Below are 966 nucleotides of genomic sequence, written 5' to 3' on the forward strand. Positions count from 1 at the left end.
CGATTTCTGGTTTTGATGTATGGCAAGCGGGCAACACCTTTGGACAAGGACCGGGTCGGAGTCGCGCCGTTTGCGTTTGCCGTTGACGCAACGACGTTCGCCCGGCATTTATGAATAAACCTACTGATTCGGAGGGGCGGCGCGGATCAACCAAGCACTCTCGCTCACGATCACAGTATATAAGTAAAAGTAAAAAAGTAGTTGCAGCGGCCAGACACCGCCAGCAACTCGCGATCTTCATCGCGTACCTGCGTTTCGACTAGCTTTTCATAAGCCGGGGGGCTTCTATCATGTACATCGTCGTCGATGAACGGCAGATGGTGACGGCTGCTTACGTCGCCGGGTTCGATCGCGAAGGCGTTTCCTCGCTCGGATTGTTCTCCGGCGAGTTCCAGGATTGGCTCAAAGCCGCCTCAAGCGCCGATCTGGATGCCGTGCAAGGGTTTTTGCTGGGTGAGTTTCAGGAGCGCATCGCTTGCGCCGAAGCCATTCGCCGCCATTCCCGCGCCCCGATCATCGCCTTGAGCGAGATCCGCTCCCTGGAGCAGACGCTGGAGCTCTTTACCGCCAAGTTCGATGACGTGGTGCGCAAGCCCGTCCATGTGCGCGAGATTTTGGCCCGCTCGGAAGCGATCTGGCGCCGGGTCAACGCCGGGGACCAGGCGCAGCCGGCGGTGCCGGAGCGCCTCAAGGTGTATTTCGACGGCCGCGATCCGGAGATCGACGGCATCAGCCTGCCCCTGCCCCGCCGCGAGCGCCATATCCTCGAGTACCTGGTGCGCAACAAGGGCCGGCGCCTGACCAAGACGCAGATCTTCAATGCCATCTACGGCATCTATTCCAACGATGTGGAGGAAAGCGTGATCGAGGGCCATGTGAGCAAGCTGCGCAAAAAGCTCCGCTCCCGCCTCGGACACGATCCCATCGAAGCCAAACGATACATCGGATATACTTTCGTCGGGTGAA

1 protein-coding gene is annotated in these 966 nt (G+C 59.2%); it reads left to right on the forward strand.

Translation table 11 applies throughout. The annotated features are described in order from the left end of the window. Window positions 1-290 precede the first annotated feature (290 nt). Window positions 291-965, forward strand: coding sequence for a response regulator transcription factor (locus tag LJD17_RS23920; protein ID WP_227386758.1), 675 nt, complete (start codon window positions 291-293; stop codon window positions 963-965). Window position 966: the final 1 nt, after the last annotated feature.

This window comes from Microvirga rosea (genome assembly GCF_020595095.1).
GTDB classification, from domain to species: domain Bacteria; phylum Pseudomonadota; class Alphaproteobacteria; order Rhizobiales; family Beijerinckiaceae; genus Microvirga; species Microvirga rosea.

What these genes read in the sequence shown, in the direction of transcription:
- LJD17_RS23920 (WP_227386758.1), top strand. Translation starts at nt 291, where the DNA reads ATGTACATCGTCGTCGATGAACGGCAGATGGTGACGGCTGCTTACGTC.